Source organism: Burkholderia sp. Nafp2/4-1b (assembly GCF_003635165.1).
Classification (GTDB): domain Bacteria; phylum Pseudomonadota; class Gammaproteobacteria; order Burkholderiales; family Burkholderiaceae; genus Burkholderia.
Genome location: NZ_ML058616.1, coordinates 103635 through 129651, shown reverse-complemented (window position 1 = coordinate 129651; position 26017 = coordinate 103635). Strand labels below are relative to the sequence as shown.

25 protein-coding genes are annotated in these 26017 nt (G+C 67.6%); 19 read left to right on the top strand and 6 right to left on the bottom strand.

Going from position 1 to position 26017, the window contains the following annotated elements; translation table 11 throughout:
* Positions 1-90: 90 nt before the first annotated feature.
* From C7H84_RS23780 to C7H84_RS23735, 10 genes are all read left to right on the top strand, one after another.
* Entirely contained in the window at positions 91-1284 is a 1194-nt protein-coding gene (locus tag C7H84_RS23780; protein ID WP_240462094.1) for an ABC transporter permease, read from the top strand.
* Positions 1281-2231 (top strand): ABC transporter ATP-binding protein, encoded by a 951-nt coding sequence (locus tag C7H84_RS23775; RefSeq protein WP_121861062.1) that lies wholly within the window; start codon positions 1281-1283, stop codon positions 2229-2231. The genes C7H84_RS23780 and C7H84_RS23775 overlap by 4 nt, the downstream gene beginning before the upstream one ends.
* Before the next feature lie 27 nt (positions 2232-2258).
* Complete coding sequence (locus C7H84_RS23770; protein WP_121861061.1) at positions 2259-3194, top strand: MlaD family protein; 936 nt, start codon at positions 2259-2261, stop codon at positions 3192-3194.
* Between the two features lie 89 nt (positions 3195-3283).
* Entirely contained in the window at positions 3284-3907 is a 624-nt protein-coding gene (locus tag C7H84_RS23765) for an ABC-type transport auxiliary lipoprotein family protein (RefSeq protein ID WP_121861334.1), read from the top strand.
* Between the two features lie 19 nt (positions 3908-3926).
* A complete protein-coding gene (locus C7H84_RS23760; RefSeq protein ID WP_121861060.1) occupies positions 3927-5078 on the top strand; it encodes a VanZ family protein in 1152 nt (383 codons plus the stop codon).
* Between the two features lie 192 nt (positions 5079-5270).
* Complete coding sequence (locus C7H84_RS23755) at positions 5271-5588, top strand: ferredoxin (protein ID WP_006485233.1); 318 nt, start codon at positions 5271-5273, stop codon at positions 5586-5588.
* A 13-nt stretch (positions 5589-5601) separates the two neighbouring features.
* Positions 5602-6246 (top strand): alpha/beta hydrolase, encoded by a 645-nt coding sequence (locus C7H84_RS23750; protein WP_121861059.1) that lies wholly within the window; start codon positions 5602-5604, stop codon positions 6244-6246.
* A gap of 494 nt (positions 6247-6740) precedes the next feature.
* The gene (locus C7H84_RS23745; RefSeq protein WP_121861058.1) at positions 6741-8057 is read left to right on the top strand and encodes a D-alanyl-D-alanine carboxypeptidase family protein; all 1317 of its coding nucleotides are present in this window, start codon (positions 6741-6743) and stop codon (positions 8055-8057) included.
* 48 nt (positions 8058-8105) lie between these two features.
* Positions 8106-9032, top strand: a complete 927-nt coding sequence (locus C7H84_RS23740) for a D-amino acid aminotransferase (protein ID WP_121861057.1) — start codon at positions 8106-8108, stop codon at positions 9030-9032.
* Positions 9032-9340 (top strand): YbeD family protein, encoded by a 309-nt coding sequence (locus C7H84_RS23735; protein ID WP_121861056.1) that lies wholly within the window; start codon positions 9032-9034, stop codon positions 9338-9340. Before C7H84_RS23740 ends, C7H84_RS23735 begins: the two co-directional genes overlap by 1 nt.
* Here C7H84_RS23735 and C7H84_RS23730 read toward each other — a convergent pair.
* Positions 9324-10310: a transcriptional regulator GcvA gene (locus C7H84_RS23730; protein WP_121861055.1), complete on the bottom strand. Its 987-nt coding sequence runs from the start codon at positions 10308-10310 to the stop codon at positions 9324-9326. The two genes, C7H84_RS23735 and C7H84_RS23730, sit on opposite strands and share 17 nt — an antisense overlap.
* 102 nt (positions 10311-10412) lie before the next feature.
* On the opposite strand from C7H84_RS23730, the gene C7H84_RS23725 reads away from it, so the two are divergent.
* The 3 genes from C7H84_RS23725 to lipA all read left to right on the top strand — a co-directional run bounded on the left by C7H84_RS23725 (position 10413) and on the right by lipA (position 12565).
* On the top strand, positions 10413-10739 hold the full coding sequence (locus C7H84_RS23725) for a DUF2917 domain-containing protein (RefSeq protein WP_121861333.1): 327 nt from the start codon (positions 10413-10415) through the stop codon (positions 10737-10739).
* 85 nt (positions 10740-10824) lie between these two features.
* A complete protein-coding gene (gene lipB / locus C7H84_RS23720) occupies positions 10825-11580 on the top strand; it encodes a lipoyl(octanoyl) transferase LipB (RefSeq protein WP_121861054.1) in 756 nt (251 codons plus the stop codon).
* Positions 11573-12565, top strand: a complete 993-nt coding sequence (gene lipA / locus C7H84_RS23715) for a lipoyl synthase (RefSeq protein WP_006760316.1) — start codon at positions 11573-11575, stop codon at positions 12563-12565. Before lipB ends, lipA begins: the two co-directional genes overlap by 8 nt.
* A gap of 293 nt (positions 12566-12858) precedes the next feature.
* On the opposite strand, the gene C7H84_RS23710 is transcribed toward lipA, so the two are convergent.
* Genes C7H84_RS23710 through C7H84_RS23700 form a run of 3 tightly spaced genes read right to left on the bottom strand, consistent with a single transcriptional unit; the run spans position 12859 to position 15003 of the window.
* On the bottom strand, positions 12859-13527 hold the full coding sequence (locus C7H84_RS23710; RefSeq protein ID WP_121861053.1) for a hypothetical protein: 669 nt from the start codon (positions 13525-13527) through the stop codon (positions 12859-12861).
* 13 nt (positions 13528-13540) lie between these two features.
* Positions 13541-14455, bottom strand: a complete 915-nt coding sequence (locus tag C7H84_RS23705) for a glycine zipper family protein (RefSeq protein ID WP_121861052.1) — start codon at positions 14453-14455, stop codon at positions 13541-13543.
* On the bottom strand, positions 14452-15003 hold the full coding sequence (locus C7H84_RS23700) for a PAAR domain-containing protein (RefSeq protein ID WP_121861051.1): 552 nt from the start codon (positions 15001-15003) through the stop codon (positions 14452-14454). The genes C7H84_RS23705 and C7H84_RS23700 overlap by 4 nt, the downstream gene beginning before the upstream one ends.
* Before the next feature lie 381 nt (positions 15004-15384).
* Here C7H84_RS23700 and tauA point away from each other — a divergent pair, with 381 nt between their 5' ends.
* From tauA to C7H84_RS23685, 3 genes are read left to right on the top strand one after another with little or no spacing between them, the layout of a single operon-like run.
* The gene (gene tauA / locus C7H84_RS23695) at positions 15385-16401 is read left to right on the top strand and encodes a taurine ABC transporter substrate-binding protein (protein ID WP_121861050.1); all 1017 of its coding nucleotides are present in this window, start codon (positions 15385-15387) and stop codon (positions 16399-16401) included.
* Positions 16402-16450: 49 nt separating this feature from the next.
* On the top strand, positions 16451-17248 hold the full coding sequence (locus C7H84_RS23690) for an ATP-binding cassette domain-containing protein (RefSeq protein ID WP_121861049.1): 798 nt from the start codon (positions 16451-16453) through the stop codon (positions 17246-17248).
* A complete protein-coding gene (locus C7H84_RS23685; RefSeq protein WP_121861048.1) occupies positions 17248-18213 on the top strand; it encodes an ABC transporter permease subunit in 966 nt (321 codons plus the stop codon). The genes C7H84_RS23690 and C7H84_RS23685 overlap by 1 nt, the downstream gene beginning before the upstream one ends.
* 71 nt (positions 18214-18284) lie before the next feature.
* On the opposite strand, the gene ggt is transcribed toward C7H84_RS23685, so the two are convergent.
* Together ggt and C7H84_RS23675 are read right to left on the bottom strand one after the other, a co-directional pair.
* Positions 18285-20168: a gamma-glutamyltransferase gene (gene ggt / locus C7H84_RS23680; RefSeq protein WP_121861047.1), complete on the bottom strand. Its 1884-nt coding sequence runs from the start codon at positions 20166-20168 to the stop codon at positions 18285-18287.
* A 71-nt stretch (positions 20169-20239) separates the two neighbouring features.
* Positions 20240-21202: a LysR family transcriptional regulator gene (locus tag C7H84_RS23675; RefSeq protein ID WP_121861046.1), complete on the bottom strand. Its 963-nt coding sequence runs from the start codon at positions 21200-21202 to the stop codon at positions 20240-20242.
* A gap of 260 nt (positions 21203-21462) precedes the next feature.
* On the opposite strand from C7H84_RS23675, the gene C7H84_RS23670 reads away from it, so the two are divergent.
* The 3 genes from C7H84_RS23670 to C7H84_RS23660 are packed head-to-tail and all read left to right on the top strand — an operon-like array spanning position 21463 to position 26005.
* Positions 21463-23598, top strand: coding sequence for a 3-hydroxyacyl-CoA dehydrogenase NAD-binding domain-containing protein (locus C7H84_RS23670; RefSeq protein WP_121861045.1), 2136 nt, complete (start codon positions 21463-21465; stop codon positions 23596-23598).
* Positions 23599-23627: 29 nt separating this feature from the next.
* Positions 23628-24845: an acyl-CoA dehydrogenase family protein gene (locus C7H84_RS23665; RefSeq protein WP_121861044.1), complete on the top strand. Its 1218-nt coding sequence runs from the start codon at positions 23628-23630 to the stop codon at positions 24843-24845.
* Positions 24846-24859: 14 nt separating this feature from the next.
* The gene (locus C7H84_RS23660; RefSeq protein ID WP_121861043.1) at positions 24860-26005 is read left to right on the top strand and encodes an acyl-CoA dehydrogenase family protein; all 1146 of its coding nucleotides are present in this window, start codon (positions 24860-24862) and stop codon (positions 26003-26005) included.
* The last annotated feature ends 12 nt before the right edge of the window (positions 26006-26017 follow it).

Here is a 26017-nt window from a genome sequence, read left to right as displayed (position 1 = left end):
TCGGCCGTGCGCCGCGCCTGCGCGCCCTGGCCGGGCGCCCCTAGCCGGCGCCCCTAGCCGGGCGCCCCTAGCCGGGCGCCCCCGGCGGAAATCCTCACGTCGCGGCATCGGGCGGTTCGCTACAATGACCGCTGTCATCCATTTGCAAACATCCCGCCCTTGGACTTCGAGACTCCTCCCGGCCTGTCGGTCGACGCCGGCGGCCAGGGTCAGACGGTGCGCCTGTACGGCCAGTGGACCGCGCTCGCGCTCGCGCGCAATCGCGGTGCGGTCGCGCGCCGCGTCGCGGGCATCGCGCTCGGGCGCGTGAGCGAATGGGACCTGTCCGGCATCGAGCGGCTCGATCACGTGGGCGGCCAGGCGCTGTGGCGCGTGTGGGGCCGCAAGCTGCCGCCCGGCGTCGAGCTGAGCGCGACGCAGCGCACGATCTTCGAGCGGATCGAACGCCTCGACAGCCAGCGCGAGGCGCCCGAGCGTGTCGTGCGGTTCGATCCCGTCACGCGCCTCGGCCAGGCGATCTTCGCGTTCGGCGAACATCTGCAGGGCGGCATCGCGATGTTCGGCCGCGTGGTCCTCGACGCGTTGTCGGTGCTGCGCCGTCCAAAGACGATGCCGTGGACGGAAACCTCGGCGAACATCTACAGCGCCGGCGCGCAGGCGCTGCCGATCACCGCGCTGGTCGCGTTCCTGATCGGCATCGTGCTCAGCTACCTGTCCGCGCAGCAGCTGCAGACGTTCGGCGCGAACCGCTACATCGTGAACATCCTCGGGCTGTCGGTGATCCGCGAGCTCGGGCCCGTGCTGTCGGCGATCCTCGTCGCGGGCCGTTCGGGCTCGGCGATCACTGCGCAGATCGGCGTGATGCGCGTGACCGAGGAGCTCGACGCGATGCGCGTGATGGGCATCCCGCACGGGCTGCGGCTGATCCTGCCGCGCGTGCTCGCGCTCGGCGTCGCGATGCCGCTGCTCGTGATGTGGACCAACATCATCGCGCTGACGGGCGGCGCGCTGGCCGCGAAGCTGGTGCTCGGGATCGACGTCAACTATTTCGTGCGCTCGCTGCCGGGCGTCGTGCCGATCGCGAACCTGTACATCGGCGTCGGCAAGGGCATCGTGTTCGGCATGCTGATCGCACTGGTCGCCTGCCATTTCGGTTTCCGCATCAAGGCGAACTCGCAGAGCCTCGGCGAAGGCACGACCACGTCGGTCGTCACGTCGATCACGGTGGTGATCCTCGCCGATGCGGTGTTCGCGATCCTGTTCCAGAACGTGGGGCTCGGATGAGCGCATCCAACGCACCCAACGGATCCAGCGAATCGAGCGAATCGAGCGAATCGAGCGCACATGCCGCGGCAGTCGAGGCCGGCTCGGTCGGCACGCCGCCGGCCGCCGCCGCGCCCGGCGACGAGCTCGTGATCGAGGTGCGCAACCTGACGAAACGCTACGGGCGCAACATCGTTCACCAGAAGCTCGATTTCGACGTGCGGCGCGGCGAGATCGTGGCGATCGTCGGCGGCTCGGGCTCGGGCAAGACGACGCTGGTGCGGCAGATCCTCGGCCTCGAGCGGCCGACCTCGGGCACGATCAAGGTGTTCGGCGAGGACACGTCGAAGATCGACGCCGCGACCGCGCGGATGATGCGCACGCGCTCGGGGATGCTGTTCCAGCAGGGCGCGCTGTTCTCGTCGATGACGGTGTTCGACAACGTCGCGCAGCCGCTGCGCGAGCTCGGCCGCGTGCCGCCCGACCTGCTGCACGATATCGTGATGCTGAAGCTCGAGATGGTCGGCCTGCCGTGCAAGCACGCGTCGAAGATGCCGGCCGCGCTGTCGGGCGGGATGGTGAAGCGGGTCGGCATCGCACGCGCGATCGCGCTCGAGCCCGAGCTGCTGTTCCTCGACGAGCCGACCGCCGGCCTCGACCCGCAGGCGTCCGACGAGTTCGTCGAGCTGATCGGGACGCTGCACCGCACGCTCGGGCTGACGGTCGTGATGGTGACGCACGACCTCGACACGATGGTCGCGCTGTCGACGCGCGTCGCGGTGCTGGCCGACCGCAAGGTGCTGGTCGCCGCGCCCGTCGAGGAGGCCGCGAACGTCGACCATCCGTTCATCCACGAATATTTCCTGGGGCTGCGCGGGCGCCGCGCGCTGCAGGCGCTGCCGCCCGAGCGGCGCGCGAAGCTGCCGAAGGCGGCCCTCGAACCGGCGCTGCCGAGCGTCGAGTTGTAAGCCAGGCAAGAAGCAAGGAACCCGCGAATGGAAAACAAATCACATGCGTTCTGGGCCGGCCTGTTCACGATCGCGCTGACGCTCGCGATCGCGGGCACCGTGTTCTGGTTCAACGTCGATCGCACCGTGCGCGTGCCGTACGACCTGCTCGCGCGCACCAACGTGACGGGCCTGTTCCCCGATGCGGCCGTGCGCTTTCGCGGGCTCGACGTCGGCAAGGTGCAGTCGATCGGCTTCGACCGCACGCATCCGGGGCAGATCCGGATCCGGATCCTGGTCGACCACGACGCGCCGATCACGCAGTCGACCTACGGCAGCCTGGGCTTCCAGGGCGTGACGGGCATCGCGTTCGTGCAGCTCGAGGATACCGGGCGCGACCTGGCGCCGCTGCCGTCGTCGCCGAAGGCGATCGCGCAGATCCCGATGCGCCCGAGCCTGTTCGACCAGCTCCAGGAGCGCGGCGACGTGCTGCTGCGGGAGCTCGAGCAGGCGGCGTCAAGCGCGAACGCGGTGATGTCGCCGGAGATGCGCGAGCAGCTGCGCGCGACGGCCGAAAGCCTGCAGCACGCGGCCGACGGCGCGGCGACGCTGTCGAAGCAGCTCGCGCCGGCGGTGGCCGCGCTGCCGGAGACGATGCGCCAGGTCGACCGCGCGATGGCGTCGGCGAACACGCTGCTGCAGCCGAACGGGCCGCTGGTGGCGAACCTGAACAAGGCCGGCACGGCCGCGGAGCAGGTCGGCGTCGCGCTGAACGACCTGAACGCAAGGGTCCAGTACGATACGCTGCCGCGTTTCAATGCGCTGGTCGGCAACGTCGGCGACGCTTCGCGGCAATTGAAGGACGTCGCCGGTGAACTCGGCCGCAACCCGAGCAGTCTGTTGTTCGGTTCGCCGGGCGCCGCGCCCGGCCCCGGCGAAGCGGGCTTCGTCTGGCCCGGCGCGGGCGCGACGGCCGGGAAATGAAGCCGATCGCCAGCCCGTCGATCGACCGGCCCGGAACGAGACCGGGCCATCACGCCATCGAAACCGGAAACATCATGCAGGAACATGCCATGCCAGGAATCCTCGATCGCGCGCTGCGTCCGGCCGCGACCGCGCTCGCGCTGCTGACGCTCGTGATCGCCGCCGGCTGCGCCGACAACAGCGCGGCGCTGTCGAACATCCGCTACGACCTCGGGCCGGCCGCGCCGGTCGTGACGGCCGGCACTGCCCCCGCGCTGAAGGTGCTCGACGTCGGCGCGCCCGACGCGCTCGGCACCGACAAGTTCGTCTACCGCCTCGCGTATGCGGATGCGCAGCGCATGGCCGTCTACCGCGACAGCCGCTGGACCGCGCCGCCCGCGCAACTGCTCACGCAGCGGCTGCGCGGCGCGCTGTCGTCGCGCGGCACGGTGCTCGAAGGCTCCGACGGCGTGAGCGCACCGACGTTGAAGGTCGACCTGAACGAATTCGAGCAGGTGTTCGACGGGCAGTCGCAGAGCCACGGCGCGGTGACCGCGCGCGCGACGTTGGTGCAGGGCGGCAAGGTGCTCGGCCAGCGCACGTTCGTCGCGCGCGCGCCGTCGAGCACGCCCGATGCGGCCGGCGGCGCGCGCGCGCTCGCGGCCGCGAGCGACGAGCTCGTGTCGCAGATCGCCGCGTGGGTCGGCGTGCAGGCGTACGCGGGCAATCCGTGATGCAGCAAGCGCAGCCGCGATGAGCGCGCCGGGCACGCCGCGCGCGTCGGCGCTGGCGCGGCAGGCATTCGCCGCATACGCGGCGCTCGTCGTCTATGCGTCGCTGTACCCGTTCCAGGGATGGGTGTCGCTCGGCATCGGGCCGTTCGACTACCTGTTCGCGCCGATGCAGCGCTATGTGACCGCGTTCGATGTGGTCACCAACGTGCTCGGCTATATGCCGTTCGGTGTGCTCGGCGTGCTCGCGCTGCATCCGCGCCAGCGCGGCGTGGCCGCGACGCTGATCGTGTGCGGCCTCGGCGTGCTGCTGTCGGGATCGATGGAGGCGCTGCAGACCTACCTGCCGACGCGCGTCGCGTCCAATCTCGACCTTGCGGCCAACGCGCTGGGTGCGCTGCTCGGCGCCGCGCTCGCGGCACCGGCCACCGGCGCGCTGCTCGATCGCGGCGCGCTGCGCCGGCTGCGCTTCGCGTGGTTCGAGACCGACGGCGCGACGCCGCTGCTGCTCGCCGGGCTGTGGCCGTTCGCGGTCCTGTTTCCGTCGCCGTTCCTGTTCGGCATCGGCGACTGGCCGGCCGCGCTGTGGGAGCGTGCCGACGGCTCGATGCAGGACGCGCTGCTCGCCTGGCTGCCGGCCGCGTGGCGCGTCAGCGAATGGCCGGAGCGCGTCGACGGCTGGCTGTCCGACTCCGCATGGGAAGCCGCGCTCGGCGCGCTGATGCTGTTCGCCGCGCTGGCGATCGCGTCGCTCGCGATGCGGGCCGGCGCGCCGCGCGTGCGGCTGCTGATCGCATTCGTCACCGCGACGCTCGCGCTGAAGGCGGCCGCGACGTTCATGCAGTCGAGCACCGGCCTCGTCGTCGTGTGGGCGACGCCGGGCGCGCGGCTCGGCATCGAGCTCGGCTTCGCGGCGGCGCTGATCGCGTTGCGCGTGCCGGCCGCCTGGCGCGCGTTGCTTGCGGCCGTCGCGCTGCTGGCCGGCGTGGCGCTCGTCAACCTGTTGCCCGTCAACCCGTTCTTCGACTTCACGCTGTCGGGCTGGCGGCAGGGCCGCTACGTGCACTTCAACAGCCTCGCGCGCTGGCTCGCGTGGATCTGGCCCTACGCGGCGCTGATCTGGCTCGGCCAGCGCGTCGAGCACGCGTGGCTGCCGGCCGCGCTGCGGCGCTGACGCGAACCGCGGAAACAGCTGGGCAACGTGGCAGCGCACGGCGTGCCGGCCACGGCGCGTTCGCGGGCGGAGGGCGGGCAGCCGCGGGCAGCGGCGCGCGCCGGTCGTTATAATCGTCCGCACATCCGTTGCCGCGCAACGGCAATCGCCCCTCTTTCCGCCCGGCGCCGCGCCGGGCCGCTCGTCACCATCATGGATTCCTACTACCAGCACCACGTCTTCTTCTGCCTGAACCAGCGCGACCCGGGCGCCGAGCGTCCGAGCTGCGCGCAATGCGATGCGCAGACCATGCAGGAATACGCGAAAAAGCGCGTGAAGGAACTCGGCCTCGCGGGGCCCGGCAAGGTCCGCATCAACAAGGCCGGCTGCCTCGACCGCTGCGAGGAAGGGCCGGTGATGGTCGTGTATCCGGAAGGCACGTGGTACACGTACGTCGACCAGGCCGACATCGACGAGATCGTCGAATCGCACCTGCGCGACGGCAAGGTCGTCGACCGCCTGAAGATCTGAGCGGGCCGGCCGAATGAACGTCAATACGCAGAAGTCGCTGATCGCCGGCCCGGTCGGGCAGATCGAAATCGCGGTCGACCTGCCGGACGCCGTGCGCGAAGGCAGCGCCGCGCCGCGCGGGATCGCGCTCGTCGCGCACCCGCATCCGCTGTTCGGCGGCACGATGGACAACAAGGTCGCGCAAACGCTCGCGCGTACGCTGGTCCAGCTCAACTACGTGGTGTACCGCTCCAACTTCCGCGGCGTCGGCGCGACCGAAGGCGTGCACGACAACGGCCTCGGCGAGGCCGACGACCTGCTCGCGGTGCTTGCGCACATGCGCGCGCAGCCGGCCTATGCGGACCTGCCGCTCGTGCTCGCGGGCTTCTCGTTCGGCACCTTCGTGCTGTCGCATGTCGCGAAGCGGCTGCGCGACGCGGGCGAGGCGATCGAGCGGATCGTGTTCGTCGGCACGGCCGCGAGCCGCTGGCAAGTGGCCGAGGTGCCCGAGAACACGCTCGTGATCCACGGCGAAACCGACGACACGGTGCCGATCGGCTCGGTGTACGACTGGGCGCGGCCGCAGGAACTGCCGGTCGTGGTGATCCCCGGCGCCGAGCATTTCTTCCATCGCAAGCTGCACGTGCTCAAGCGCATCATCGTCGACGCGTGGCGTTGATGCGCTGAGCCCCCGCGCGCGGCGCTGCTGCCGCGCCACCGCGATGTCGCCGCACGCGCGACATCGCGCCGCATCGAGCAGCACCGCGTCGAACTCGGTCGCAGGTACGCGCTCCGGCGCGGCGCAACCTCACTTGCACGGCCATGGCGCACGCCTTTCGCGCGGCTTCGACCACGCTTCTCCGCGACGAAGCCGCGCTGTCCTCTCGAAGACGATGTGCGGCCAGCGCGTGCATGGTTCGCGAAAACGCCATTCGCGCCCACGTATAATGGCCGCTTTCGCGTCGCCCGCGGCCCGGCTGGGCCCATGCGCCGCTCGCTTCGCCGCCTGTCCGCCCGCTCGCGACGGCCGCGAACCGAACGCGTCCGCACGAGTCCAACCGGCGCGTTTCGCGCCGTCCGACGCAATCGGACGAACGCCGGAACGCCCGCCGCCTTGCCGTTCAACCCCTGCGCGTTTCGCGCCGCACTTTCTGCCACCTGCCTGAATCGATCATGCGTCTGTCTCCCCAAGGCCTCAAGTCCCTCGCTTCTTCCATCGCCTTCGGCACCGCCGCGCGCAACGTCGCGCTGGGCGTGATGCTGCCCGTCGCGCTCGCGTCGACGATCGTCGTCGCCGAAGCGAAGCCGGCCGCCAAGGCCAAGGCCGCGCATGCGGCGCCGGCCGCCGCCGCCGAGCAGTTCACCGGCGCGCCCGCGACCTTCATGCCGGGCGCGGTGCCGCCGCCGGGCGTGAACGCACGCTCGTGGGTGCTCGTCGATGCGACGAGCAACACGGTGCTCGCATCGGGCAACGCGGACGAACGCGTCGAGCCCGCGTCGCTGACGAAGCTGATGACGGCCTACCTGGTGTTCGAGGCGCTCGACAAGAAGAAGATCTCGATGGAGCAGATCGTCACGCCGAGCGAGGCGGTGCGCCGCGTCGGCCGCGACGAGTCGCGCATGTTCATCGAGGCGAGCAAGCCGGTGTCGGTGCACGACCTCGTGTACGGGATGATCATCCAGTCGGGCAACGACGCCGCGATCGCGCTGGCCGAACTGGTCGGCGGCAGCGAAGGGCAGTTCGTCACGCTGATGAACGCCGAGGCCGCGCGCCTCGGCATGAAGGGCACGCACTTCGCCGATGTGAACGGCATGCCCGACCCGAACCACTACACGACGGCCGGCGATCTCGCGAAGCTCTCCGCGCACCTGATCCGCGATTTTCCGCAGTACTACGGCATCTTCTCGGAGAAGGAATTCAAGTACAACAACATCCGCCAGGGCAACCGCAACCGGCTGCTGTGGCTGGATCCGACGGTCGACGGCCTGAAGACGGGCCATACGCAGGCAGCCGGCTTCTGCCTGATCGCGTCGGCCAAGCGCGCGATCCCGGGTGTCGACGGCCAGCGCCGCCTCGTGTCGGTGATGATGGGCGAGCAGAAGGAAAGCGACCGCACGCAGGACAGCATGAAGATGCTGAACTACGGCTACAGCGCGTTCGACGCGGTGCGCCTGTTCAAGGCCGGCCAGGCGATGTCGACGCCGCGCGTCTACAAGGGCAAGGAGAACACCGTGCAGGTCGGCGTGAAGAGCGACCAGTGGGTGACCGTGCCGCGCGGCCTGGGCGACAAGGTCAAGCCGGAAGTCGACGTCAACGCGCCGCTGATCGCGCCGCTCGCGGAAGGCCAGCAGGTCGGCACCGTGAAGCTCGTCGCCGACGGCAAGACGCTGTCGGAGTTCCCGGTCGTCGCGCTGCAGGCGGTGCCGGAAGCGGGTATCTTCGGACGTATCTGGGACTCGATCTTGCTGATGTTCAGCAAGAAGAAGTAAGCGCGACGGGCCTTTGTTTTCACGACTTCATCCCCATCTGGTATAGCCATGAGCCAAGCCGAATTCGAACCGATCGTCTACCTCAGCGTGTCATCGCAGGAGGAACTGGTACCGCTGTCGGAAGCCCGGGTGCCGGTGCTCGACCGCGGGTTCATCTTCGGCGATGGCGTGTATGAAGTTGTCCCCGTTTATGCGCACGACGGCGCGCACGTGCCGTTCCGGATCGAACAGCATCTGGAGCGGCTCGCGCGCAGCCTGAAGAAGATCGGCATCGCCAATCCGCACGACGCCGCCGGCTGGCGCGCGCTGATCGAGCGTGTGCTCGCCGCGAATGCGGAAGGCCTCGTCGACGCCAACGCGCTCGTCTACCTGCAGGTAACGCGCGGCGTCGCGAAGCGCGGCCACGCGTTTCCGGCGAACGCGGTGCCGACGGTGTTCGCGATGACGAGCCCGCTGCGCCTGCCGTCGGCAGAGGAGCGCGCGGTGGGCGTGCGCTGCGTGACGGCCGAGGATCGCCGCTGGCTGCATTGCGACATCAAGTCGATTTCGCTGCTCGGCAACGTGTTGATGGCGCAGCATGCGGCCGAACGCGACGCGTTCGAGACGATCCAGCTGCGCGACGACAACGTGACCGAAGGGTCTTCGTCGAACGTGTGGGTCGTGAAGAACGGCGAACTGTTCGCGCCGCCGCGCAGCAACAGGATCCTCGAAGGGATCCGCTACGCGCTGGTCGAGCAGCTGGCCGACGAATGCGGGATTCCGTTCACCGCGCGCGAGATCAGCGAGGTCGAACTGCGCACGGCGGACGAGATCATGATCACGTCGGCCACGAAGGAAATCTTGCCCGTCACGTCGCTCGACGACCTGCCCGTGCAGGGCGGCAAGCCGGGCCCCGTGTTCGCGGCGTTGTACGACGCGTACCAGCGTGCGAAGGCACGCGAGTTTGAACAGTTTGACCTAACCCGGAGAAAGTGATGAGCGAACCGACCAAAACCGTCGAAGTCACCGGCGCGATCGATGCACGGAAGGAGTCGCTGCTGGAGTTTCCGTGCGATTTCCCGATCAAGATCATGGGCAAGGCGCACCCGGAGTTCAAGGACACGATCTTCAAGGTCGTGGCCGTTCACGACAACGAGATCGACGTCGAGAAGATCGAAGAGCGCGCATCGAGCGGCGGCAACTACACCGGCCTCACGATCACCGTGCGCGCGACCAGCCAGGCACAACTCGACGACATCTACCGCGCACTGACCGGCCATCCGATGGTCAAGGTCGTGCTGTAACTGCTTTCCATCCTCCTTCCTGCGCGCACTCAGCGGGGGTCTTCCCCGCCGCGCGGCGCGCGTCCAGTTCGTCGCACAGCCGCTTGTAGTCGGCGACTTCCTGCAGCAGCCAGGTCCTGAACGCCTGCACGCGCGGCGTGTTCACGAGCGGCGGCGGACACACGAAAAAATAATGCCACGGGCTTTGCCCGTCGATGTCGAACAGGCGCACGAGCCGGCCGTCCAGCAGGTCGTGCACTGCGAGCGAGCGCCGCACCAGCGCGATGCCCTGGCCGTCGATCGCGGCCAGCAGCAGGTTCGACGAATCCTGGTACAGAATCCCCCGTTTCGGCTCGGTCAGCGTATCGAGCCCGGCCGCGTCGAACCACGGCCGCCACAGCTCGTCGTCCGAGCGCAGCAGGTTGTAGTGCGCGAGATCGGCGGGCGTCTGCGGCAGCTTGCCGCCGTTCAGCGTCGGCGCGCACGCCGGAAAGAACACCTCCTCGAACAGCGGCTCGACATGCAGCCCAGGATAGCTGCCGGAACCGAAGCGGATCGCGAGATCGACGTCGTCGCGCGCGAAATCGGTGAGCGTGTTGGTCGACTGCAGCTCGACGTCGATTTCCGGATGCCGCTCGATGAACGTGCCGATGCGCGGCGTGATGAAGCGCGCGGCGAACGACGACAGCATCGACACCACCAGCCGCCGTCCGCGGTCGCTTGCACGCACCTCGCGCGTCGCGTCGGCGATCACCATCAGCGCGGTGCGCACCTGCTGCGCGTAGCGCATCCCGGCGTCGGTCAGGCACAGCCGCTTGCCGTTGCGCGTGAACAGCTGCACGCCGAGTTCCTCCTCGAGCGCGCGCACCCGGTGGCTGACCGCGCCGTGCGTGACGTACAGCTCGTCGGCGGCGCGGGAGAAGTTCTCGTGACGGGCCGCGGCTTCGAACGCGCGAATCGCATTCAGCGCAGGCAGCTGGCGGAGGTCCATTTGCTAATTTTCCTCACATCGACGTGAAAATTGGTCGTTTGGTCGGGCGCCTTGGGGTGACTACGATTGTAGCCATCGGAGCAACTTTTGGCGGAGTCGATCATGCAAGAAATCTCTTCAAGCATCACCTTCGAAATCCCCGCGGGCGAAACCGTGCCGATGAGGGTGCAACGCAGCACGCGGCTGACGGTGCATTGCGGACCGGTGTGGGCGACGCGCAGCAACGACGTCGAAGACTACTTCCTGGTCGACGGCGAGACCCTCCGGCTGCGCCGCGGCGAGCGCCTGTGGCTCAGCGCGGAAAGCGGGCAGGGCGCGCACGTCGCGTTCTCGGTATCGCGGCCGGCCGGTGAAGTCGCGCGCGGTGTGCTGGCACGGCTGCGCAACCGCGTGAATGCGCTGCTCCATGACGGCTGGCGCACCGTCTGACGCGGTTTTCCTCCGACGGATGCCCGGCATCCGTCCCTTTTCCACATCCGGCGAGACCCATGGGTTTTCGGTAAACTACCGCCCATTGTCCGTCTCGCCGGTTGCCATCGTGTCCACGCCTGTCGCTGTTTCCGCATCGCCCGCCGGGTCCCCGGTCGAGCCCGTCGTGCCGGTCACCGTGCGCTGGCGAGGCAGCGAGGCTTACCAGACGAGCTTCGACGCGATGCGCGCGTTCACCGATTCGCGCACGGCCGACACCGGCGACGAAATCTGGGTCGTCGAGCATCCTCCCGTCTATACGCTCGGCCAGGCCGGCGACCCGGCCCACCTGCTGGTGGCCGACAGCGGCGTTCCGCTCGTGAAGGTCGACCGCGGCGGACAGATCACTTACCACGGCCCCGGCCAGATCGTCGTCTACCTGCTGCTGGACCTGCGCCGGCGCAAGCTGATGGTGCGCACGCTCGTGACGAAGATCGAGGAGGCCGTGATCGAAACCCTCGCGGCGTATAATCTCGCTTCGGTCCGCAAGGCGGGCGCGCCCGGGATCTACGTGGCGTCCGGCGTGCACGAAGGCGCGAAAATCGCGGCCCTCGGCCTGAAGATCCGCAACGGCTGCAGCTATCACGGGCTGAGCCTGAACGTGAAGATGGATCTGCGCCCGTTTCTTGCGATCAACCCGTGCGGCTATGCCGGACTGGAAACCGTCGACATGGCGAGCCTCGAGGTTGCCGCCGACTGGAACGACGTCGCCCACACGCTGGTGGGGCGTCTGATTGCCAACCTCGATGGCGCATCCGCGGCCGCCGACAAGCCGCAGGCACTGGAACATTCGAATGACTGACGTTACCGCTTCTCCCGCACCGGCCGATTCGGCCGCGACCGCTGCCTACGATCCGACCGCCAAGCAGAAGGCGCAGGCGAAGACGGCGCGCATCCCGATCAAGGTCATTCCGATCGAGAAGCTGAAGAAGCCGGAGTGGATCCGCGTGAAGGCGGCCACCGGCAGCTCGCGCTTCAACGAGATCAAGACGATCCTGCGCGAGCACAACCTGCACACCGTGTGCGAGGAAGCGAGCTGCCCGAACATCGGCGAATGCTTCGGCAAGGGCACCGCGACGTTCATGATCATGGGCGACAAGTGCACGCGCCGCTGCCCGTTCTGCGACGTCGGCCACGGCCGTCCCGATCCGCTCGACGCGGACGAACCGAAGAACCTCGCGCGCACGATCGCAGCACTCAAGCTGAAGTACGTGGTGATCACGAGCGTCGACCGCGACGACCTGCGCGACGGCGGTGCCGCCCACTTCGTCGAGTGCATCCGCGAAGTGCGCGAGCAGTCGCCGGAGACGCGCATCGAGATTCTGACGCCGGACTTCCGCGGCCGTCTCGACCGCGCGATCTCGATCCTGAACGCCGCGCCGCCCGACGTGATGAACCACAACCTCGAAACGGTGCCGCGCCTGTACAAGGAAGCGCGCCCGGGTTCGGACTACGCGCATTCGCTGAAGCTCTTGAAGGACTTCAAGGCGCTGCATCCGGACGTCGCGACGAAGTCGGGCCTGATGGTCGGCCTCGGCGAAACCGAAGAGGAAATCCTGCAGGTGATGCGCGACCTGCGCGCGCACGACGTCGACATGCTGACGATCGGCCAGTACCTGCAGCCGTCGGAGCACCACTTGCCGGTGCGTGCGTACGTGCATCCGGACACGTTCAAGATGTACGAGGAAGAGGCGTACAAGATGGGCTTCACGCACGCGGCCGTCGGCGCGATGGTGCGGTCGAGCTATCACGCCGATCTGCAGGCGCATGGGGCGGGGGTGGTTTGACCGCTCGCTGGCGCTCAACACATAAAAAGACCCGCTTCGCGGGTTTTTTTATGCATTTCTCTGTCTCCCTATCCTGACGAAGCGAGGCATCGGCTTCCAGCGCAGCGTGAGTTCGCTAGCGTTCCCACCGGCAGTCGGCATCCGGTCGATCTTCCGTCATTTCGCCTTCACCCTCCGTCATGGCAAGTGTCGCGTCTGTCATCGATCCTCGTGAATCAGCCATAGCTGCAGAGACTAGCTTGGATAAGCACGCTGCCATCACGTCGCATCGGCCCACTACCGGAAGCGGGCTTTTAGTCGTCAAGCTTGCGAAACCGGACATCGCGCATTCTGATACTCTCGACCCACAGTTCCCAATCCTCGGCCGAGATATAAGCGCTAGTCTCTTTCCTGCCTTCTTCCAGAAATCTCGTCTGTTCATCCAGGCTCAGGCTTTCCCAGAACGAGTCCCATACATGGTTCAGCCAGTAGTGAGGATCGCCCTGACTGATATGCAGAACCGGTCCGAACTCATACAACGTGATCCACGGCGGGGTGGGCTGGAAGCCCTGCTCCGAGAGCTTTGCAATCAGTTCAACATCGTTGGAGAGCAAGCGCACGACTCGCTCTGCAAATCTCCATGTGGGGGAAATGATGGTACTCAGCGAATGCGTGTTGACTTCGCGGATGAAGTGAAAATAGGTGATCTCGTCCCTGCCTTGCCGCACGAGATTGAGAAAAGCCGGAAACTCGCAAGGCTGAACGTGATGGACCAGCCCAAAAGCATTGATACCTGCATCGCCTTGATATATCGGCTTGGGATAGGCAGGAAGTTTCTGCTGTTCTGGATCGAGCGCACCGGAACCGAAAATGGTTTGCAATTCACCGAGCGACTTTCCAAAGGCGTCTTCCAGGCTCTTCAGACTTTCCCGTTCCGCACGTTTCGTTTGCAACTCTTCAACCTTGCGCTTGAAGAAAGACACATCTCCTCCCTCATCATTTATCTGGAATCTGATCGGCAATCATCGAGCCGCCGAAATAGCCGATAGCGCCAAAGAGGATGCCGCCAATGGCCCCGGTTATTACGGCACCAGGCCCGAGTTCAATACCGACCATCGCACCCGCTGTAGCTCCTACCCTGGCTCCAGCAACGGCGCCTGCCCAACTCCCTGCCCATCCCCCGGCCTGGCGAATGACTTCCTTTTCCAGAGGACGAATGGACTTTAGACGAATGGATTCGTTGGATGCAACCGAGAGGTCATAGCCGGTAAAAGCGAGGCCGACAACCCGCACAACACGAGCGTATTTGACGATGCCGAGGCTGATAGCCAAGCCACGCTGTGAGAACACGCCTTCACCGGGCACCATTGGCCGTGGCTGAACCAGAACCTCCTTATCCATGGTCAAGACTTTTTGCTTGATATGTTCCGCCCATCGTCTGTCCTTTGAGCGGGCCTTGGCAGCATACTCATCGATGGCCTGAACAATCTCATCGGTTGCGACGAGCTTCGCACCTGCTCGCTTGGCCTTGGCGATGTCGACATACACTGCCTTGCCTGCCATTCTCCCCGTGCCTTGAGGATAGATGCTGCTGGCAGAGGCATAAGAAGTCAGCTTCTCGTATTCCAGCACGTGCTCCACAACACTTCCTGGTGCTGTGGGACCGCCCTTGCTCCACAGACCATATTTTTCTGGATAGACCTCGCGCATCTCACCAAGGGGTGAGAGTTCAAGTTGTTTGAGATATGGATCGTTGATCGTGCTGTACGTGCGACGGACCAGCATGCCATCCTTGCCGACTTCTTCGACTGTAACAAAGAAGAAAATGCGAGCAGGCATGTGATGCCCGAGGACATCATACTTGGAGTCAGCGGTAGTGTTTGTCGTTGTTCGATACACGAAGTTGCTCATTGATCCCACCGCTCCAGAGCTTGCAGACCTACTGCGATGTCCAGCTTAGACTCATCCTTCGTGTAGACACGAGGACAGTAACCTTGGGAATCGGTCAGCCCCTTGTAGATCGCGCCTGCTGACGTGCGAATGTGATAGGGCGAACTGCAAACAGGTTGATTATTGCCGTCGAGCACGCGCACGCGCTCATCGCAGTTGCCTCGGTACTCTTCCGTCAGAGATTGCCCGGAAGGTCCGTATCCCATCTCGGCGAGGTTGTGAGACTCGAAGCTATGAAAGCTATCGGTTTGGGAGGCGATCATCACCGGAGGAGGATGACATTTGCAAAGGCACAAGTCGCCATCAAGAGCTTGTTCTTTGCCCATCATGTGATCGGGCCAACGAGGGCCTTGAGCCGCGATGACACCCGTGGATTGGCACGCGTTACAAACGACTTGAGCGCCAACAAAAGTCAGCGCCGTGCCGTGATGCATGCAACTGTCTATCCCCTCGATGACGATGCCGCCCGTAGTTGACTTGTCGCCCACCTTAAGCAAGTAACGTTTCATGCTCCTCACCTGTTTTCGCAACAGATGAAGAATTATCACGGTGGCATCGGGCGCAGCAATCAGATAGGTACTAAAAACGCGGTAGTCCGAATGTCTTTCAGGCCTCACGGTTTTTGTCGATTTCACCCTGGATGTGCGGAGTATCCAAACGTCTAGAACGTTTGCTGCGATCTCGTATCGACTCACCGGTGCCGGGCACACGCGGCAATGGCCTGCCCCCGCACGACAATCGTCACCCGACCGGACGCGCGATCCAATCGAACGTGGAAAGCAAAGCCGAAACAGCGTCGATAGCTTCGCAGGATAAGTTCGCTCCCGCCGCGCGCAAAGCTCGTAAAGTCGGCTCTCCCGCAGCAATGCCCGCATTCGAAGGAGAGCCGCATGTCCCGTTTCAGCTTCATCCGCCGCGCCGTCGTCGCGCTGACCGCCTTTGCCGCGCTGGGCGCGGCGCACGCCGACTCGCGCGAGGTCGTGATCGCGTACCAGGACATGGTCGTGCCGTGGCGCTATGCGCAGGCAAGCGGTGAAGTCGAAAAGGCCACCGGCTACAAGGTCACGTTCCGCAAGCTCGACAGCGGCGCCGACGTGATCCGCGCGCTCGCGTCGGGCTCCGTGCAGCTCGGCGAGGCCGGCTCCAGCCCGATCGCGGCCGGCCTGTCGCAGGGGCTCGACATCTCGCTGTTCTGGGTGCTCGACAACATCAACGACGCCGAGGCGCTCGTCGCGCGCAACGGCTCGGGCGTGACCAGCGTCGCCGCGCTGAAGGGCAAGAAGATCGGCGTGCCGTTCGTGTCGACGTCGCACTTCCATACGCTCGTCGCGCTGCAGGCCGCCGGCGTGAACCCGAACGACGTGAAGATCGTCAACCTGCGTCCGCCCGAAGTCGCCGCTGCGTGGACGCGCGGCGACATCGACGCGACCTACATCTGGGATCCGGTGCTCGCGAAGGTCAAGCAGTCGGGCACCGTGCTGACGACGTCGGGCCAGGTCGCGAAGGAAAGCGGCAAGGCGACCTTCGACGGCTTCGTCGTGAGCCGCAAGTTCGCGCGCGAGAACCCCGAGTTCGTCGCGCGCTTCGTGAAGGTGCTGGCGGCCGCCGATGCCGACTACCGCGCGCACACCGCCGCGTGGAAGGTCGGCTCGCCGCAGGTCGCGGCGGTCGCGAAGGTGTCGGGCGCGAACGCGCCGGACGTGCCGGCGAGCCTCGCGCTCTACGCGTTCCCGACGCCGGCCGAGCAGGCGTCGCCGACGTGGCTCGGCGGCGGTGCGCAGTCCGGCGCCGCGAAGTCGCTCGCGGCCACCGCCGCGTTCCTGAAGACGCAGGGCACGATCCAGACGGTGCTCGCCGACTACTCGGTCGGCGTCGATCCGCAGTTCGTGCAGAAGGCCGCGCGCTGAGCGCGGCACCGCACGCACGTCAGGCCACTCATCGCGGAGCCCTTCGATCATGAGCACGCTGGAAGTCCGTCAGGTATCGGTCGCCTATCCGGGCGAGCGCGGTCGGCCGACGACGCAGGCGCTCGCGCGCGTCGACCTGCGCATCGATTCCGGTGAATTCGTCGTCGCGCTCGGCGCGTCCGGGTGCGGGAAGACGACGCTGCTGAACTGCATGGCCGGCTTCGTCGCGCCGACGACGGGCGACGTGTGCGTCGACGGCGTGCCGGTCACGGGCCCCGGCGCCGATCGCGGCGTCGTGTTCCAGAAATACGCGCTGCTGCCGTGGCTCGATGTGCTCGACAACGTTGCGCTCGGGTTGCGCTTCGCGCGTGTGTCGAAGGCCGAACGCGAAGCGCGCGCGACCGAGATGCTCGCGCTCGTCGGTCTCGAGCGTCATGTGCATGCGCGCGTGTACGAGCTGTCGGGCGGGATGCAGCAGCGCGTCGGCATCGCGCGTGCGCTAGCAAGCGACCCGCGGGTGCTGCTGATGGACGAGCCGATGGGCGCGCTCGACGCGATGACGCGCGGCACGATGCAGGCGCTCGTGCTCGACGTGTGGGCGCGCACCGGCAAGACGGTGTTCTTCATCACGCACGACGTCGAGGAGGCGCTGTTCCTCGCGACGCGGCTCGTCGTGATGACGCCGGGCCCCGGCCGCATCGCGGAAACCTTCGAGCTGCCGTTCGCACGGCGTTACGTCGAATCGCGGGATGCGCGCGCGGTGAAGTCGTCGCCGGAATTCATCGAATGGCGCGAACGGCTGATCGCGTATCTGCATCGCGACGAGGCGGTCGCGGAGACCGCGTGATGCACGAGTTCGCGCGACACGGCGCGTCCGTCGGGCGCGGCCGGATCAGTACCTTGCACAGGCAGGACGACATGAGCACGCAGGATTCTTGGGCGGCCGAACGCGCGACCGCGCCGTTCGGGCAGGACGATCACGCTAGGCAACGACGCGACGCAGCGCGTCCGGTCCGTTCGTCGAACCGCTACCGGTTGCCCGGGCAGGGGAACACGGCCGCGCTCAGCGCGGCGACGGTCGCGGCGCTGGCCGTGCTGTGGTGGGTCGCGACGCATCTGCAGTGGCTGCCGCCGCTGTTCCTGCCCGCGCCGGAAGCGGTGTGGACCGCGTTCGTCGATGCATGGCACGGGCGTATCCAGGGCGGGTTGCCGTTGTCCGAGCACTTGTTGTGGAGCGCCGCGCGTGTGTTCGGCGCGTTCGTGTTCGCAACTGCGATCGGCGTGCCGGCCGGCATCCTGATGGGCGTGAGCCGCATCGCGCGCGGCGTGCTCGATCCGCTGCTGGAGTTCTACCGGCCGCTGCCGCCGCTCGCGTACCTGCCGCTCGTCGTGATCTGGTTCGGCATCGATGAAACGGCGAAGCTGGTCGTGATCTTCCTCGCGTGCTTCGCGCCGATCGCGTTGGCGGCGCGCGCCGGCGTGCGCGCGGCGACGGTCGAGCAGATCAACGCCGCGTATTCGCTTGGCGGCAGCTTCGCGCAGATCGTGCGCCATGTCGTGCTGCCGGCCGCGCTGCCGGAAATCCTCACCGGGCTGCGGATCGCGATCGGGTTCGGCTGGACGACGCTCGTCGCGGCCGAGATGGTCGCCGCGACGGCAGGGCTCGGGCAGATGGTGCTCAACGCGTCGAGCTTCCTGCGCACCGATATCGTCGTGATGGGGATTCTGATCATCGGCGCGATCGCGTGGTTGTTCGATCTCGCGATGCGCTGGGTCGAGCGGCGGGTGGTGCCTTGGAAGGGGCGGGGGTAAAGCGCTTGTCCAACGCCCGGCCGGCGGCGCGCGTGCGCTGCCAGCCGGGCGCATCAGTCACGTCGGTCGCCTCATTCCCCCATCGCCACCCCTTCCCGCCGCGGATCGGCCCCGCCGAACCACACCGTCTGCCCCTGCACGTTCAGCCGCTGGATTCCCTGCACCCCCGAGTTCATCTCGACGACTTTCACGTCGTGCCCGCGCCCCTTCAGCCCATCGACGAGCGCATCCGACACGCGGCCGCGTTCGAGCTGCGTCGGCCCGTTCATCGACCCGAAGTTCGGCAGCGCGATCGCCTGCTGCATCGTCATCCCCCAGTCGAGCACGCCGATCATCGTCTTCGCGACGTGGTTGATGATCGCGGGGCCGCCGGCTGAACCAACGATCATCGTGACCTGCTTCGTTTTCTGGTCGAACACGAGCTCCGGCGACATCGCCGAGCGCGGCCGCTTGCCGGGCTGCACGCGGTTCGCGACCGGCCGCCCGTTCTCGCTCGACACGAACGAGAAATCGGTCAGCTGGTTGTTCAGCATGAAGCCGCGCACCATCAGCCGTGAACCGAACGCATCCTCGACGCTGGTCGTCATCGACAACGCCTGGCCGTAGCGGTCGACGATCGCGATGTCGGAGGTCGACGGCAATTCGGGGCTGCGGTCGTCGGCCAGCGCGAGCGTCGCGCCCTGCGGCGTGCCGGCCTGCGCGACGCCCATGCTGTTGTCGCCGATCAGGCGCGCACGCTGCGCGAGATAGCTCTTGTCGGTGAGGCTCGCCCAGCCGCCGCCCGGCAGCGGCGCGAAATCGGGATCGGCGACGTAGCGCGCGCGATCCGCATAGGCGAGGCGCCCGGCCTCGCTGAACAGGTGCGCGGCGAACGGCGTCGGCTCGTAGCCGACCTCGTTGCGCATCGGCTTCTGCGCGCCGATCTGCTGCCAGTCGGGCATCGCCTGGAGGATGCCGAGCATCTGCGCGATCGCGAGGCCGCCCGACGACGGCGGCGGCATCCCGCACACCACCGAGCGCCGGTAGTCGGTGCACAGCGGCGCACGCACCTTCGCCTTGTAGCGCGCGAGATCCTGCAGCGACAGCAGGCCCGGATTGGTCGGGTGCTTGTGCACCTTCGTGACGATGTCGCGTGCGATCGCACCGGTGTAGAACGCGTTCGCGCCGCGGTCGGCAACCTGGCGCAGCACGGTCGCGAGCGCGGGGTTCTTCAGCACGGTGCCGGCCGCCTTCGGTGTGCCGTCCTTGTTGTAGAAGTACGCGCGCGCGGCCGGGTCGTTCATCAGGTACTTGTCGTTCGCGATCAGCATCGCGAGGCGCGGGCTGATCGTGAAGCCGTGCTCGGCGAGCCGGATCGCCGGCTGGAACAACCGGCGCCACGGCAGCTTGCCGTGCGCGCGGTGCGCGGCGTCGAGCATCCGCAGCACGCCCGGCGTGCCGACCGAACGCCCGCCGACGACACCTTCGTAGAAGCTCATCGGCTGCCCGGTCGGGCCGTAGAACAGCCGGTCGGTCGCGGCGGCCGGCGCGGTTTCGCGGCCGTCGTACGCCTGCGTCGCGTTGCCGTCGAAGTACAGCATGAACGCGCCGCCGCCGATTCCCGACGATTGCGGCTCGACGAGCGCGAGCACCATCTGCGTCGCGATCGCCGCGTCGATCGCGGTGCCGCCGGCCTTCAGCATGTCGTAGCCGGCCTGCGTCGCGAGCGGGTTCGCGGCCGCGATCATGAAGCGCTGCGAGGTCCAGCCCGGCTTGTCGGTCCAGCCGGACGACAGCTCCGGCGCGTGCACGCCGGGCAGCGGCACCGCGGCGCCCGACGCGGCGGCGACCGGGACGACGGCGTTCGATGGCGCGGACGGCGACGTGCAGCCGGCATCGATCGTGGCGAGCGCAACGAGTGCGAGCGTGGCGGCGAGCGTCCGGGGACGCGAATGCGGACGGATCCGGTCGAACATTGAAACCCTCGGCAACAGTGGATTCGAAGGAGGCGGCGTGTGCGCGGCACGCGCTCCGCACGGACGGCGCGCTATTGTCGCCGCGTGGCCGGCGGGTTGTCATCCGACAGGAAACCCTGACGCATCCCGCCGGGCCCGCCCCGGCCGGCCTTTCCGGCCTGTTCGAGGACGAACTCTATGAACGTCGCGGTGGCACGCGTGTGGTGCCGGTTCGGCATGTACAGCATGTACATGTGCGTGCCGAAGATGCTGAGCCGATATGCGTCGAGCGACGTGACGACCGTGCCGCGCCGCATGTCGTCCTGCATCACGTAGTCGGGCACGATGCCGACGCCGATGCCGGCGAGGATCGCCTGGCGCAGGAACAGGAAGTTCTCCGAAATCAGCGTGGGCTCGAGCAGCACCTCGTGCCGCTCGTCGCCGAGATACGCGGCGATCCGCAGCTGCCGGCCCAGCACCGTCGCGGTGACGACCGGCGCGGCGGCCAGCGCGCCGAGGCTCGCGGGCATCCCGTGCGCGGCCGCGAACGCGGGCGACGCGCACGCGACGTAGCGCACCGCGCCCATGTCGCGCGCGACGAGGTTCTGCGGTGGCTCGGACATCACGCGGATCGCGATGTCGACTTCATCGCGCATCAGGTCCTCCACGCGATTCTCGAACACCACGTCGAGCACGATACCCGGATGCAGCCGCTTGAACGCGAGCAGCCACTCGGACATCACCATCTGCCCGTAGCCGCTCGGCACCGACAGCCGCACGCGGCCCTGCAGGTCCTGGCCGAGCGTCGTCACCGATTCCTGCGCGGCGAGCAGCTCGTTGCGGATGCGCCGGCCGTGCTCGTACAGCTTCAGCCCGATCTCGGTCGGCTCGATGCGGCGCGTCGTGCGGCGCACGAGTTGCTGGCCGATCGAGCGCTCGAGCTGGTTCAGCCGGTAGCTGACGTTCGCGCGGCTCATCTTGAGCCGCTGCGCGGCCTTGCTCAGGTTGCCCGCGTCGAGAATCTCGACGAGCAGCGTCAGCGCGTTCAGGTCCATCCCGGGTGTCTCCTGATCCGTCCCGCTTAACGGTCCGAAAGGGTCCGAAACGGTCCGAAAGCATTCAATGTCAAGTCAGACTTGACAGCTTGTAAAGGCGTGCGGGAATTGTCAATGAATCTCGATCAATCGAGAATCGAGTCATCCCCGGCAAACGCGCCGGATCGTTTCCCGCCGTGCGGGACCACGCTCGGGAACCGGCGCCGCTCGCCGGCCCGTCGACCGGTTCCGTCCGCCCGGCGCACCGCACTGGAGACACCATGAATTCACCCGCTTCCCCCGAATCCACCCAGGCCGGCACCGTCACGCGCGAACGGCGCGACAAGATGCTCGTCGTCACGATCGACCATCCGCCCGTCAACGCGCTGTCCGCGGACGTGCGGCGCGGCCTTGCCGACGCGCTCGACGCCGCGCAGGCCGACGACGCGATCCGCGCGGTGCTGATCGTCGGCGCCGGCCGCAACTTCATCGCGGGCGCCGACATCCGCGAATTCGGCAAGCCGCCGGTGCCGCCGTCGCTTCCCGACGTGTGCGAGCGGATCGAGTCGAGCGCGAAGCCGGTCGTGGTCGCGCTGCACGGCGCGACGCTCGGCGGCGGCCTGGAGGTCGCGCTCGCCGCCCATTACCGGCTCGCGGTGCCCGGCGCGAAGCTCGGGCTGCCCGAAGTGACGCTCGGCCTGCTGCCGGGCGCGGGCGGTACGCAGCGCGCGCCGCGCCTGATCGGTGCGAAGGCCGCGCTCGACCTGATGCTGACCGGCCGCCACGCGAGCGCCGACGAAGCGCTCGCGCTCGGTCTCGTCGATCGCGTCGCGCACAGCGACGACACGCTCGCCGAAGGGCTCGCCTATGCGCAGGAACTCGTGTCGCTCGGTGCGCCGCCGCGGCGGACGCGCGATGCGCGGGGGCTCGCCGATCGTGCAGCCGCGCAGGCCGCGATCGACGCGGCACGCGCCGAGTTGCCGAAGAAGTCGCGCGGGCTGTTCTCGCCGGCGAAGATCGTCGACGCGGTCGAGGCTGCGCTCACGCTGTCGTTCGACGCCGGGATGAAGCTCGAACGCAGCCTGTTCCTGCAATGCATCGACAGCCCGCAGCGCGCGGGCCTCGTGCATGCGTTCTTCGCGGAACGCGAGGCCGCGAAGGCGCCGGAGGCGCGCCGCGCGAGCGCGCGTCCGGTCGAGCGGATCGGCGTGGTCGGCGGCGGCACGATGGGCGCGGGGATCGCGGTCGCGGCGCTCGATGCCGGGCTGCCGGTGACGATGATCGAGCGCGACGAAGCGTCGCTCGCGCGCGGCCGCGCGCATGTCGAGAAGGTGTACGACGGGCTCGTCGCGAAAGGCCGGATGACGCCGGCCGCACATGCGGCGCGGCTCGCGCGCTTCAAGGGCAGCACGTCGTATGACGCGCTCGCGCAGGCCGACGTCGTGATCGAGGCCGTGTTCGAGGACATGGCCGTGAAGAAGGCGGTGTTCGCCGAACTCGCGCGCGTGTGCAAGCCGGGCGCGGTGCTCGCGACCAACACGTCGTATCTCGACATCGACGAACTGGCCGCCAGCACCGACCGCCCGGCCGACGTGATCGGCCTGCATTTCTTCTCGCCGGCCAACGTGATGAAGCTGCTCGAGATCGTCGTGCCGGCGCGTGTGAGCGCGGACGTCGTCGCGACCGCGTTCGCGCTCGCCAAGCAGATGAAGAAGACGCCGGTGCGCGCCGGCGTGTGCGACGGCTTCATCGGCAACCGCATCCTCGCGGTCTACCGCACCGCGGCCGACTACCTGATGGAGGACGGCGCGTCGCCGTACCAGATCGACCGCGCGGTGCGCGAATTCGGCTTCCCGATGGGGCCGTTCCAGGTCGTCGACCTCGCGGGCGGCGACATCGGCTGGGCGACCCGCAAGCGCCGCGCGGCGACGCGCGATCCGCGCGCCCGCTACGTGGAGATTTCCGACCGGCTGTGCGAGCGCGGCTGGTTCGGGCAAAAGACGGCACGCGGCTACTACCTGTATCCGGACGGCGCGCGCGTCGGCACGCCGGATCCGGAAGTCGAGGCGATTGTCTCGGAAGAACGCGCGAAGAAGGGCATCACGCCGCGCACGTTCACCGACGACGAGATCCTGCGCCGCTACCTCGCCGCGATGATCAACGAAGGCGCGAACGTCGTGCACGAGAAGATCGCGCTGCGCCCGCTCGACGTCGATGCGGTGTTCCTGTACGGCTACGGCTTCCCGCGCTACCGCGGCGGCCCGATGCACTACGCGGACACGGTCGGCCTCGCGAACGTGCTCGCCGACATTCGCGCGTTCGCGAAGGAAGATCCGCTGTTCTGGAAGCCGTCGCCGCTGATCGTCGAGCTGGTCGAGCGCGGCGCGACCTTCGCGAGCCTGAACCACATCGACTGAACGCTCACCGCATTCGCAACGGACCCACGATGGATCTCGATTTCACTCCCGAAGAGGAAGCGTTCCGCACGGAAGTGCAGCGCTTCCTGCAAGCCGAACTGCCCGAGCGCATCGCGCGCAAGGTGAAGGGCGGCCTGCGCCTGACGCGCGACGACATGCGCGAATGGCATGCAATCCTCAACGCGCGCGGCTGGCTCGCGAGCCACTGGCCGCGCGAGTACGGCGGCCCCGGCTGGAGCGTCGCGCAGAAGTTCCTGTTCGACAACGAATGCGCGCTGGCCGGCGCGCCGCGCATTGTGCCGTTCGGCGTGAACATGCTCGGCCCCGTGCTGATCAAGTACGGCAGCGAAGCGCAGAAGCGCCGCTGGCTGCCGCGCATTCTCGACGGCACCGACTGGTGGTGCCAGGGCTATTCGGAGCCGGGCGCCGGTTCCGATCTCGCGTCGGTGAAGACGAGCGCGGTGCGGGGCGTGGACGCGCAGGGCGAGCACTACATCGTGAACGGCCAGAAGACGTGGACCACGCTCGGCCACTACGCGAACATGATCTTCTGTCTCGTGCGCACCGCGACCGACGTGCGCAAGCAGGAAGGCATCAGTTTCCTGCTGATCGACATGAATACGCCGGGCGTCGAAGTGCGCCCGATCATCACGCTCGACGGCGAGCACGAGGTGAACGAAGTGTTCTTCACCGACGTGCGCGTGCCGGTGGAGAACCTCGTCGGCGAAGAGAACCGCGGCTGGACCTGCGCGAAATACCTGCTCACGTACGAGCGCACCAACATCGCGGGAATCGGCTTCTCGACGGCCGCGCTCGAGCGGCTGCGCGTGGTTGCCGCGAAGGTCACCAAGAACGGCCGGCCGCTCGCGGACGATCCGTTCTTCGCGGCGCGGCTTGCACGTGTCGAGATCGAACTGGAAAACATGCGCACGACCAACCTGCGCGTGCTGGCCGCGGTTGCGGGCGGCGGCGTGCCGGGTGCGGAAAGCTCGATGTTGAAGATCCGCGGCACGCAGATCCGCCAGGAAATCACCGCGCTGATGCGCCGCGCGATGGGGCCCTACGCGCTGCCGTTCATCGAAGATGCGCTCGACGCCGACCATGCGGAGGGCAGCGCCGAACCGGTCGGGCCGGAAGAAGCCGCGAGCGCCGCGCAGCAGTACTTCAACAATCGCAAGCTGTCGATCTTCGGCGGCTCGAACGAGATCCAGAAGAACATCATCGCGAAGATGATGCTCGGGCTGTAACGAGGGACGCGACGATGGATTTCCAGCACACAGAAGACCGCCGGATGCTGGCGGATACGTTGAACCGCTTCATCGCCGAACAGTACGCGTTCCCGGTGCGCGACCGCATCGCGCAGTCGGCCGAAGGCTTCGATCGCACGATGTGGCAGCGCTTCGCCGAGCTCGGCGCGATCGGCGCGCTGTTTCCCGAAACCGACGGCGGGTTCGGCGGCGGGGGCTTCGACATCGCCGTGGTGTTCGAATGTCTCGGCCGCGGGCTCGTCGTCGAGCCGTTCCTCGGCGCGCTGCTCGCGGGCCGTGCGCTCGCGCTCGCCGGCGGCGATGCGCATCGCGCGCGGCTCGCCGCGCTGATCGACGGCAGCGCGAGCGCCGCGTTCGCGCACGACGAACCGGGCTCGCACTACGAACTGACGACCGTGCGCACGCGCGCCGAACGTGCCGGCGACGGCTGGCTGCTGACGGGCGCGAAGGGCGTCGTCGACCAGGCTGCGCAGGCGGCGTTCTTTGTCGTGAGTGCGCGCGTGTCCGGTGATGACGACGACGCGGCGGGGATCGGCCTGTTCGTCGTGCCGGCCGACGCGCCGGGCGTGTCGCTGCGCGACTACCGGAAGGTCGACGGCGGCCGCGCGGCCGAAGTGGGCTTCGAGCGCGTCGCGCTGCCGGCCGATGCCGCGCTCGGTGCGCCGCAGGCTCACGATGGCGAAGCCGGCGCCGCGCTGCTCGAACGCGTGCTCGGCTACGGGCTGCTCGCGTTGTCGGCGGAAGCGCTCGGTGCGATGGACGTCGCGAAGGAAGCGACGCTCGACTACCTGCGCACGCGCAAGCAGTTCGGCATGCCGATCGGCAGCTTCCAGGCGCTCCAGCACCGGATGGCCGACCTGCTGCTCGAAGTCGAGCAGGCGCGCTCGGCGGTGATCAACGCGGCCGCGCAACTCGACGCGCCGCGCACGGTGCGCGAGCGATCGCTTGCGGCGGCGAAATACAGCATCGGCCGGATCGGCACGCTGGTCGCCGAGGAAAGCATCCAGCTGCACGGCGGAATCGGGATGACATGGGAGCTGCCGCTGTCGCATTACGCGAAGCGGCTCGTGATGATCGATCACCAGCTCGGCGACGAGGATCACCATCTCGCGCGCTACATCGCGCTGTCGAAACAGTAAAAAAACGGACGA

Coding starts and splice junctions, on each gene's coding strand:
- C7H84_RS23775 (WP_121861062.1), top strand. CDS start 1,281: ATGAGCGCATCCAACGCACCCAACGGATCCAGCGAATCGAGCGAATCG.
- C7H84_RS23770 (WP_121861061.1), top strand. CDS start 2,259: ATGGAAAACAAATCACATGCGTTCTGGGCCGGCCTGTTCACGATCGCG.
- C7H84_RS23765 (WP_121861334.1), top strand. CDS start 3,284: ATGCCAGGAATCCTCGATCGCGCGCTGCGTCCGGCCGCGACCGCGCTC.
- C7H84_RS23760 (WP_121861060.1), top strand. CDS start 3,927: ATGAGCGCGCCGGGCACGCCGCGCGCGTCGGCGCTGGCGCGGCAGGCA.
- C7H84_RS23755 (WP_006485233.1), top strand. CDS start 5,271: ATGGATTCCTACTACCAGCACCACGTCTTCTTCTGCCTGAACCAGCGC.
- C7H84_RS23750 (WP_121861059.1), top strand. CDS start 5,602: ATGAACGTCAATACGCAGAAGTCGCTGATCGCCGGCCCGGTCGGGCAG.
- C7H84_RS23745 (WP_121861058.1), top strand. CDS start 6,741: ATGCGTCTGTCTCCCCAAGGCCTCAAGTCCCTCGCTTCTTCCATCGCC.
- C7H84_RS23740 (WP_121861057.1), top strand. CDS start 8,106: ATGAGCCAAGCCGAATTCGAACCGATCGTCTACCTCAGCGTGTCATCG.
- C7H84_RS23735 (WP_121861056.1), top strand. CDS start 9,032: ATGAGCGAACCGACCAAAACCGTCGAAGTCACCGGCGCGATCGATGCA.
- C7H84_RS23730 (WP_121861055.1), bottom strand. CDS start 10,310: ATGGACCTCCGCCAGCTGCCTGCGCTGAATGCGATTCGCGCGTTCGAA.
- C7H84_RS23725 (WP_121861333.1), top strand. CDS start 10,413: ATGCAAGAAATCTCTTCAAGCATCACCTTCGAAATCCCCGCGGGCGAA.
- lipA (WP_006760316.1), top strand. CDS start 11,573: ATGACTGACGTTACCGCTTCTCCCGCACCGGCCGATTCGGCCGCGACC.
- C7H84_RS23705 (WP_121861052.1), bottom strand. CDS start 14,455: ATGAGCAACTTCGTGTATCGAACAACGACAAACACTACCGCTGACTCC.
- C7H84_RS23700 (WP_121861051.1), bottom strand. CDS start 15,003: ATGAAACGTTACTTGCTTAAGGTGGGCGACAAGTCAACTACGGGCGGC.
- tauA (WP_121861050.1), top strand. CDS start 15,385: ATGTCCCGTTTCAGCTTCATCCGCCGCGCCGTCGTCGCGCTGACCGCC.
- C7H84_RS23690 (WP_121861049.1), top strand. CDS start 16,451: ATGAGCACGCTGGAAGTCCGTCAGGTATCGGTCGCCTATCCGGGCGAG.
- C7H84_RS23685 (WP_121861048.1), top strand. CDS start 17,248: ATGCACGAGTTCGCGCGACACGGCGCGTCCGTCGGGCGCGGCCGGATC.
- ggt (WP_121861047.1), bottom strand. CDS start 20,168: ATGTTCGACCGGATCCGTCCGCATTCGCGTCCCCGGACGCTCGCCGCC.
- C7H84_RS23675 (WP_121861046.1), bottom strand. CDS start 21,202: ATGGACCTGAACGCGCTGACGCTGCTCGTCGAGATTCTCGACGCGGGC.
- C7H84_RS23670 (WP_121861045.1), top strand. CDS start 21,463: ATGAATTCACCCGCTTCCCCCGAATCCACCCAGGCCGGCACCGTCACG.
- C7H84_RS23665 (WP_121861044.1), top strand. CDS start 23,628: ATGGATCTCGATTTCACTCCCGAAGAGGAAGCGTTCCGCACGGAAGTG.
- C7H84_RS23660 (WP_121861043.1), top strand. CDS start 24,860: ATGGATTTCCAGCACACAGAAGACCGCCGGATGCTGGCGGATACGTTG.